The sequence below is a fragment of the candidate division WOR-3 bacterium genome, from assembly GCA_039801365.1.
Taxonomy (GTDB): Bacteria; Hydrothermota; Tepidihabitantia; order Tepidihabitantales; family Tepidihabitantaceae; genus JBDRUN01.
The window spans coordinates 1-9,690 of the sequence record JBDRUN010000092.1; the positions used below are offsets into that span (position 1 = coordinate 1).

Genomic DNA, 9,690 nt, shown 5'->3' on the forward strand with positions numbered 1-9,690 from the left:
TGCGCCCAGAATGATACCACCAGAGAACACGTGGAACCATGGCGCCAGTCGGTTACCAGGCAGAACCAGCGCCAGAACAATGACGGTACCGATGTAGGCGGCTGGAATGCGCCAGTCAATAACTCGGACGATGATGAGGAAGGCAGCACCAACCAGCAGGAGCAGGGCCGATGTCTCACCCAGGCAGCCGCCGACGTTACCGAAGAAGAGCCGCTCTAGTACCGGCAACGAATTCGCCTGGCGGACTACGTCAGCAATCGAATCCTGCGGCAGATACTCGGCGGCACGACGCACAAGCGCAAGCGGAGTTGCTTCGCTAACTGCGTCGAGTCCAGAAAGCGGCAAGGTACCGAACGGCTTCTGCCACATCGTCGTCATGTGCGTCGGCCAAGAAACCATGAGAAAGGCCCGCGCCGCCAGGGCCGGGTTGATGAAATTGTGCCCGAGCCCGCCGAAGAACTGTTTGACCACGACTGTCGCAAACGCCGAACCGAGCACCGGCATCCACCACGGCACACCGGGCGGCAGGTTGTACGCAACAAGCAGGCCGGTGATAACCGCGCTGCCATCAGCCGGTGTCGGTCTGCGACCGAACGCAACCTGAGCGAGTGAATCCGCAACCACGGCTGAAACAACCGCAAGCCCGACCAGCCACAGCACTCTGAAACCAAAGAAGTAAACCGAGCCGGCCAAAGCCGGAATAAGCGCAATGACCACCGCCCACATGATGCTCTGAACCGTTGTCCGGCTGCGGATGTGCGGCGAAGCCGATACCGACAGAAGCGAACCGGTAGCACGGTCCGGGGTTTGACCAGTCGGGCCTGGCGGCGCGACCGTTCGACTGGCTGGTTCGTTCCCGTTCATCTTTTTCTACGCCCGAGTATCTCGGACTTGCCGTACTTGAAATGGTGTACGAGCCTTATCTTCGCTGGGCAAACATAGGCGCAGCAGCCGCACTCGATGCAGTCCGTGACGTGCTCGGCCTCGGCCTGATCAAACCGCCTACTTCGTAGGTGCATGTACAGGCGCTGGGGCAGAAGACCCATCGGGCATGCCTTGATGCATCGGCCGCAACGGATGCAGTCGCACTCACACAGCTCGGCAGCCGAGCCCTTGTCCAAGACAAGCACTCCGGAAGTACCTTTGAGCACTGGCACATCATCTGATGCGACCGCAATGCCCATCATCGGTCCACCGATTACCAGCTTGGCTGTCTCGCCCCGGTACCCACCGCAAAACTCAATCAAAGTCCTTATCGGCGTACCGATGCGCACGCGCAGGTTCTTTGGCTCGGCTAGGCCCGGTCCGGTAACAGTTGTCACCCGCTCAATGAGTGGCCTACCAAACCGCACTGCATCTCGGACCGCAACCGCGGTTCCGACATTCTGCACCACACAACCTACATCCATCGGCAGACCACCAGATGGCACCTCTCGCTTGAGACATGCCCGGATAAGCTGCTTCTCAGCACCTTGCGGGTACTTGGTCCTAAGCTTCACGACGCGAACCGACATCCCGCGACATTGACGCGCGGGCTCGGCCATCGCCGCAATGGCGTCAGGCTTATTGTCCTCGATCGCGATAATAATGTCGGTCACTCCCAGTGCTCGGGCGATAAGCCCGGCACCCTCAACAATCTCGGCTGGTTGCTCGACCATCAGCCGATGGTCGGCGGTAAGATACGGCTCGCACTCACAGCCGTTGATGATGACGGTATCAATCGGCTTCTCCTTTGGCGGCGAGAGTTTCACGTAGGTTGGAAATGCCGCACCGCCCATGCCGACAATACCCGCAGACCGCACCGCCTCGACAATCTGGTGCGGGTCGGTATCAACCGGCTGCTCGCGAATTGACTCCTCCAGCGTGTCCTTGCCGTCCGACTCGATTACATAGGTGGGCACCCGGTTTCCGGTCAAAGGATGAGCAAGGTCCAAAATATCCAGCACCTTGCCGGACACCGATGAATGAATCGGAACCGAGATTCTGCCCCCGGCCTCGGCCAGCATCGTTCCGGTCCTGACAGAAGCACCCTTGGGCACTACCGGCCTGGCAGGCGCACCAGTGTGCTGGGACACTGGTATGAACACCTTCTCAGGCAAGGGCAACTGCTCGATCGACCTATGTTCGGTCGTTGCCTTATACTCTGGCGGATGCACGCCGCCGCGGAAAGTCATCATCAAGAGCCGAATTGTAGTAGTCGCATCGGGGCTGTCAAATATTGCCGCGACCGTGGCGCCAACTTCATTGCTACCGCATCCTACGCCTCGAATACCAATGTTCGCCTTCTCAACCAACGCTTGTGCAATTCATCATCGGCACACGCGCACATGGCTGACTCGTGGCGCGGGCTGTGCTATGCTATCTACGATGTTCATATTCAGCTCATGCAGCTGCTTTGCTAACCTCGGTTTCGTGGCCCTTCTGCTCGCGCGGCTATTCCGTTCGGGTCTTGCGATTAGTCCGGCCTGGCGTCTTGCAGCATCATCAGGGGGTTGACCGTTGAACACCCCACCGCTGTTGGGTAAGTTTTCTGATTTCTTCTTCCCGGAGCCTACGCCACTGACCAGGCCCAAGACGGCCAAGCCGAATAGTGCCGATTCTGGTTCTGATAAGCCGCCTTACTCCAAGCCCGAGCGCCTCCAACATCCGGCGCAACTGTCGCTTTCTACCCTGGGTCAGCACGACCCGCAACCGGCTGGCTGAGATACGTTCGGCTAACTTCGCACACGCCAGGCCGTCCTCAAGCTCAACCCCTCGAACGAGCTGGCTGACCTGCGTCTCGGTGCAATCGCGGTCAAGCACGACCTCGTATTCCTTTTCTTTCGCGAACCTGGGATGGGTAAGCCGGTAGGCAAGGTCACCGTCGTTGGTCAGAATAAGCAGGCCCTCAGAATCCTTGTCCAGCCTGCCACACGGAAATAGCCTCCACTCGGACCGCACGAGCTCGGTGACAAGCGGCCCTTGCTCGCGTGACCGGTGGCACGCGCTCAGCACTCCGGCCGGCTTGTTGAAGACAATCACCACCCGTTCGCTGACTGGCGCAACCCTACGGCCATCGACTCTTACATCGCTCTTGCCCGGCACAACAGTCTGGCCAAGTTGGGCAGTCTGGCCATCAACCTTGACCCTTCCTGCGCGGATCAGTTTCTCGCACCTGCGGCGTGCGCCAAGCCCAGCCTGAGCCAGATAGCGCTGAAGTCGCACCGCTTTGCCGGCCGGACTGATTGTGAAGGTGCTAATACAACTGCTGGCCGATGCGGGCCGAGTAGGTCTTGCCCCGGTATTCGTACTGCACTTCGTCCGTCTTCACCTGGGTCAGTTTTCGGCCTTCCACTTCATCGCCGGTCCGGTACTGCCGACTGTCAATAACTGCGACTCGTTCACCCCGAGCATTAGTGACAATCATCTGAAGCTGACGCGGAACCGAGTACCGGGTACGCGAACTTCCGACCCGGCCCCGAGTCTTCCTGCGTCGGGCCCTTCGTTCCCGGCGCTGACGTTTCTCCTTCTTCTCGCGCTTGCGTCTGGCTAGCTTCTCAGTCTTAGCCGAAGACGTCCCCTTTGACTTTCTTCGGGCTCCGGTCGAAAACTCGTCAGTGGTTTCGGTCTTCAGCCTCGGTTTCGCACTCTGCTTCTTTGTTGAGCCGAGCACGAGCATCACGCCGGTTACGACCGCGACGAGCACCAAGAGGAGAACAAGATACCGGCTGATGCCAGGCTGTTTGCGCTTGTCACGGCGGGGAGTGCGGGTAGCAGTAAGGTCCTGACGCTTGGGTGACATCATCTCTGCCCTCCCTGAATACCGACCGAGTGCTCACCTGGAGCTACCATACCAAAAGTTACCACAGAACACCGGTCGGTGTCAAGCAATTTCGTCAGAAATAGGCCCGAAGCTCAGCCGATGCCCGGTGCTCGGCCGAGCGGTCTGGCCGGTCGGTGAACTCGTACCGGGCTGTGGCCAGAAGCAAGTCGGAAATCATCTGGCTGAACTCCAGCCCGGCACCCGGCGTGAGCCCAAGCGGGCGTGACAGCCCGACCTCATACGGCAGTTCGACAACGGTTGCACTACGCTGGACAATGTTGGCCGATGCCCGGATGCGGCCGCGCTCGCTGATGTTGAAGGACCGCGCAAGCCCGGCCTCACGCTCGATGAGCCGCAGCCGGTCAGCTTCAGGAAAAGCACCTGACGTGCCTATCCACGCCCAGCCGACCGCAACGGTCAGCTCAAGTCCGAGGCGGGCGACTACCGGCTCGGCCCGCAGACGCCATCCCTGTTCGGCAAGGTCCACAAGCCCGGATGCAAATCGCCGCAGCTCCTCGTAGTTCTCGGCTCTTGTCCGGACGTCGATTGGCCGGATGTAGGTGGAGTGCAGTTCGAGATAGCGTTCATCACGCTGGTTGTCGGTTCCGGTCGCGGTCAGGGTTCGGTCCCATGACCGGCTGCCCGAGGTGCCGAGTGCGGCACCGAACACCGGCTCCCAAAGCCGCAGTGTCATCCGGACTGAGTGATTCTCGACCACCTGCACTGGTATGGTATCAGTCACACTCACGATGCCGGCCGAACCGGAGAACTCCACCGGCTGCCATGTTGACAACTGGGAAGACACCGAAAAGTTGCGTTCCCGGCATGCGGTGAACCGTCCGAGCGCGACCAGCACTCGTTCGTAGTCTCCATGCGGGTCAGGAAAGTACCGGCCCGAAACCGTATCCCGGGAATAGTGGCCATTGCCAGCGCCGACATAGCGGAACACCTCGTCCCGCATCTGCACCAGACGATACGACTGTGCCAGACTGGCCCAGGCCCTGACCCCGGCAAACGGACTCGCGGTCAGAGAAAGGTCAGCCAGCCACCGGGTCCAATCTTCACCCGATGCCGGTGGATACCGCCGGCTCTGCCGGACAACACGAGCGTCAACGGTCAGCGCATCGCGCCGGTTCCATCGTGCTTCAACCTGGGCCAGGCCACCGGTCTCCCAGATGCGTGAAGCGAACCGGGGACTCAGCCAGGCCGCTGAATCTGGCCGGCTTACGTCATCGTACCGATAGTCAGCACCGAGCGACAGATTCTCAACCGGGCTTACGCTAAGCCCGATACCTGCTTGCCGGCGCTGCTGCTCAGGCCGACTGAAAAGTCCAAGTCCGAACCTCGGCTGCAGTCGCCAGACCAAAGGGTTTGCACCAAGCTCATAGCGCTGCTCAGCTCCGGCCCGGGCCGCGGTCAGGGACAAAGACCACAGTCTCGCACTACTCAGCCAGCGGGTAACCAGTCCGGAACGTATCTGGTCGAGGACTCCGGCCTCGGCGGCAAACACCAGGTTACTGGCTGGTCTTACCTCCAACCGCAGCTCGTTTGTTGAAGCGACCTCGCGCTGGCGCTCTTGGCCCCACCGGTAGGCGAAATCAATGACTGTATCCTGGCCCGGCAACCTGAACCCCTGGGATCGAAAGCGTCCGTCATACGACACGCTGAACCGCTCAGCCTGCCACGCTGCACTCGGTGCGACTGCTCCGTCGAGCCGGGGGGCGCCGGTCTGAGCAAACAGGTTCAGCATCTTCCGGCAGACTGCACCGCTCACGCTTGCGCTGACCCCTGAACTCTGAGCGCTGACTCCGAACGTAGCAAGCTCATCCCGTGACGGCAACGTCACCTTTCTTTGCGCCACGTAGTTGCCCTGTCCTTCGCCGACGTAGCGATATGCCAAGAGCGAATCGTCATAAGTGTAAGACCCCAGCGAATCGCCGACCAAAGTGAAAGTAACCTCATAGTCGCCCTGAGACCTGCCCACGTACCGGAAGAACCCGGCTGGCTCCTTAACATAGGAACCGTTGCCCGGGCCCACAAACCGGCTGCCGTCAAGCCAGGCCCGCGACGTATCGGCAGCAATACCAGCCAGATACTTGCGCTCCTCCTCGGTAAGGTCTTCGTCATATGGCCGGTTCGGATTATCACCCTCCCGGAACACGCCGGCCAGGAACTCAACCGGCCCGGCCCTGGCCGACGAAGCGGCCAGAACAGCGTCCCGCTCGTATGCCTCGTTCACGTAATCAAAAAACGCCTCAATCCGCGAGTCAGACTCAATCACCCTGCGGCAAGTGAAAAACAGCTCGCCGGTCGAATAGTCAATCGTGTAATCCGCGTCCCAACCTCTGGTCATGCGCTGACCATTCAGATACACTCGCTCGCTTGCCGGCACGACCTGAGCCTGGCGCTGGTCCAAAGCAAGAAGATATGGCCCCTGCACCCCGGCCCGACCCGAAAGCACCACATGACCGAACTGACCCCTTGGCCGGGCATAAGCAAGACTGGAAGTTCCCCGCATCGCCTGCAAATCAACAAGCCCGCCAACTGCCTTACGCTCAAGCCGGCCAAACCCAAGCGCACCCAGCCCCAAGTCAACATCGCCAAAACCTCCCTGCCAGTTTTGGCCCTTGACCTTGATGGCAATTCGATCCAGCTGCTCGACTTCCCGGGTCGTGCCTTCGGCCGGGATTCCTGAACTCTGATCTGAAAGCTCGGCCGCGATGCCAATGCCCTCAATCGTGCCGCTCACGCTCAACCGCGTTGATTGGCTGATTCCTGAACCGTCAACACCGCCGACCGACACCCCGATTGACTTTTCGCCTGACACCAGAACGTCACCGGAAACGGTCTGCCCGGTGCTCTCCGATTCAACCGGCAAGGTCTGAAAAGCCGGACCTTCGGCCGCAGGAACCGGCTGATGCAGCCTGAACTCCTGGTGCGGACTGAGAAAAGGGACGTAACGGTACGATACCAGAATTACGGCCCAGGCCTGAGGCCGCTTATGGAAAACAACGAACCCTGACCCTGGACTCAGGTCATACTCTGACGCTGGCAGAATCTCGCCATCAACCAGCACTGTGTCAGAACCGGTGACGATCAGTCGGTGCTCAAGTGGAAACGCAAAACGCAGACCATCGGCAACTATCACCGTATGGCCGGGCCGACCAAGCGGTGCAGCCAGCGCAACAGCACAGAGGGCCAGGACTGCCGCAAGCGCCCAAGCCGGACCCGGCCCAATGCCGGAACGCTCGCTTCGCAATCGGGCAGTCGGTGTCAATGCACTACCGAGCCGGCCGGTCGAGCCGTGGCGGACGGTATAGAAGAATTCTTGAACCAGAATCAAGCACCGCGAGTCTGACGACCGGAGTCGTGCCGGAATCAGAACCCGGACCGGTCAAAACCGCGAATCCAATTGGCCCGTCTGCTTCCTCAAGTTCACAGAACACTTGTCTCTTGCCATCGGTCAGAACAACAACATTTGAACCGCGGCGACCCAGATACAGAACACCGGAAGCGTCTGCTGCCATAAGGTCGTATTGCTCCGCCAACCGCACGCTTCCGCTGATGACCCGGGCCCGATTGAAGAACACAAGTCGGTACCCTCCGTCCAGCACGCAGAACCGCCCCCCAGGCAAAGCAACAATCGGTCCGGGGTCAGCAACCGCAGTCGGGTCCAGAAACCTCCCGCCCTCGCCAAACAAACTCTTGTACCAGACCAAGTTTCGTTCGTCATCGCACACCAACATCTCGCCGGTTGCATAAGGAGCCAGGCCGGCCACGCGCACGTTCGAAAGCCAGAGGTCAAGCCTCAGCCGGTCCTTGAGCGCCCGATAAAGAGCCCGGTCGTCATAGACGTAGTAATAGAATCGGTCGGCAAGGACTCCACGCGCCGCAGTAAGACGTTCGGTCAACGGAATCGTGTCGCCTGGCTGAAGTAGTGAATCAAGCACGACGAGCCTTGTTCCGGACACCTCGAGTACGACGACATCAGCACCGTCAGAACAAATTGCTACTGCTGGCCCGTCCAACTGAACTGCCGCCAGAGGGTTCAGGACCTCGGCTCCGGTCACAGACCGACCAACCACCACTGTGCTCACACACCCGGCCAGAAGGGTCGCACATACGACAACTGCAAGCAGTATTCTCATCACGTCAATTCTTGCCCTGCGGCTGTTACCTGTCAAGCCAGGCTTACGGCCCCTGTTTCTGGACTTCGTGCGGGTGCAAATCAACGAACCTTAGCCACGCGGCTAGTCTGGGGCGAACCGTTGTCTGAAACGACGCGGACAAAATAGACGCCTGCGTTCAGATTCCAGCCGATGTCACTGGCAGTGCGCCAGACCCGCTGCGACCGAACCATCCGTCCGGCCGGATCGAACACCTGAACCAGAGCTTGACCAGGACAGCGGACTGCGAAACTGTTGACCACGACGCTCTGGACAACATGCGAACTACTGGACAGCTCAACCGTGTCGCGCTTGTCTTCTGCAAGGCCAGTAGGCAGTTGGTCGGTTGGAAACCTCAGATAGAGCACTGGGTTACGGGTACGCGGCCCCTGACCCTGCTCCCAGAACCCGGCAACCGAGTCGGCAAAACAGATGATGCGCAACGTGTCATCGGCAACCTCGGCAAGAAATGGAAAACGCTTACTGCACTGGTCTGGCCGGGTGAGCCGTACCGGTCTGCCCCAGGTCCGGCCTGAATCGCCGGAACGAGCAGCCCAGACGTCGGCCCGACACAACCCGGTCAAAGGGTCAACATTCCCTGGGTCGAACTGCTCCCAGACGACAAACAACTCTGAATTACGCGGATTCTGAGCAATCGTTGGCCGGCAGCAGGCAAGCGCATGGTCGCCGATTCGGACTGAGTCCGGCAGACCGAACTCGTGGATTCTGGTCCAGGGTGGAGTGTCGTACTTGGCATACAGCCAGATTTCCGAATGATTCGGCCGCAAACCGTCGTAGAACGCGGTGACGAGATAGAGTCTGATCGAGTCGTACACTGCCGAGCCACCGAAACGGGAGTATCGAAACGGACCTGGTGCTGAATCTGACAGATTGACGTTCGCATACCAGTTTGCGCCGTTATTCGGTGTCTCCTTGATGTAGAGCGTGCCGCAGTCCGGGCCATCGGTTGACGTCCAGACATAGCAGAACCGGGCCGAGTTTCTGGCTCCGGCCACACTATAACCGGGAAACGAACCAACCCGGCCGATGCGCTGGAACGTAAAAAGCGACAGACCGAACAAGGTATCATTGCGTTCGCCGGCAAACAGTGTGACGTAATAGGAGCTGGCCGGAACCAAGCCGCGGAATCCGGAAATCACGTCCCGCTCGCGAAAACGCGCCTGGCCGGCGGCTGAGTCCTGAAAATAGCTAGTCTGAGACTCATTCCTAAACAGGTAATCGGTACCGATTACGGCCCGGCCAGTGGCCCGGTCCACGGCCAGACAGCCTAGATTGCGCGGAAAAAGGTTGATGACCGTGCCACCGGCCCAGCGCCAACTACTATCCCGGGCCCGGAAGTTGTAGTAGATGTCGCCGAACCCGCCTTTCCAGACAACGTGGACACCGCGCAGAGTATCGTTCACAATGTAACGGAGGGCCGGACCATAGACTTGGCGGTCGCGGTCAGTGAAACCCACGGTATCGTACAAAGTCTGGCCGCGGACGGCTACGTTCGACCCCGACAGAACAACAAGGTATAGCAGAACAGTCGCAAGTGACGAGTATCTCAACGACAAACGGTACAACTTCAAAGCAGGTTCGTCAAGCCCGCACCGCCTACCGGTAGTATCCTTATTTGTGTGTAACTTGGCTGGAAAAAGGGTCGGGCAGGGTGTATCCTTCTGGCCCGACCGAGTAATGATTGTAAAGCTATCAAACCAT

The 9,690-nt window shown here is 59.6% G+C and carries 7 protein-coding genes; all 7 read right to left on the reverse strand.

The window, feature by feature from the left end:
* Nucleotides 1-864 (reverse strand): RnfABCDGE type electron transport complex subunit D (locus tag ABIL25_09775; GenBank protein MEO0082554.1); only part of this gene is annotated, 864 nt, incomplete at its 3' end.
* Nucleotides 861-2,177, reverse strand: a complete 1,317-nt coding sequence (gene rsxC / locus ABIL25_09780; protein MEO0082555.1) for an electron transport complex subunit RsxC — start codon at nucleotides 2,175-2,177, stop codon at nucleotides 861-863. The genes rsxC and ABIL25_09775, both read right to left, overlap by 4 nt.
* 307 nt (nucleotides 2,178-2,484) lie before the next feature.
* Nucleotides 2,485-3,204, reverse strand: a complete 720-nt coding sequence (locus ABIL25_09785) for a pseudouridine synthase (protein MEO0082556.1) — start codon at nucleotides 3,202-3,204, stop codon at nucleotides 2,485-2,487.
* A gap of 31 nt (nucleotides 3,205-3,235) precedes the next feature.
* On the reverse strand, nucleotides 3,236-3,784 hold the full coding sequence (locus tag ABIL25_09790; GenBank protein ID MEO0082557.1) for a hypothetical protein: 549 nt from the start codon (nucleotides 3,782-3,784) through the stop codon (nucleotides 3,236-3,238).
* 91 nt (nucleotides 3,785-3,875) lie between these two features.
* Nucleotides 3,876-7,061: a hypothetical protein gene (locus ABIL25_09795; GenBank protein MEO0082558.1), complete on the reverse strand. Its 3,186-nt coding sequence runs from the start codon at nucleotides 7,059-7,061 to the stop codon at nucleotides 3,876-3,878.
* A gap of 22 nt (nucleotides 7,062-7,083) precedes the next feature.
* Nucleotides 7,084-7,950 (reverse strand): hypothetical protein, encoded by an 867-nt coding sequence (locus ABIL25_09800; GenBank protein ID MEO0082559.1) that lies wholly within the window; start codon nucleotides 7,948-7,950, stop codon nucleotides 7,084-7,086.
* An 80-nt stretch (nucleotides 7,951-8,030) separates the two neighbouring features.
* On the reverse strand, nucleotides 8,031-9,539 hold the full coding sequence (locus tag ABIL25_09805; protein MEO0082560.1) for a T9SS type A sorting domain-containing protein: 1,509 nt from the start codon (nucleotides 9,537-9,539) through the stop codon (nucleotides 8,031-8,033).
* Between the last annotated feature and the right edge of the window lie 151 nt (nucleotides 9,540-9,690).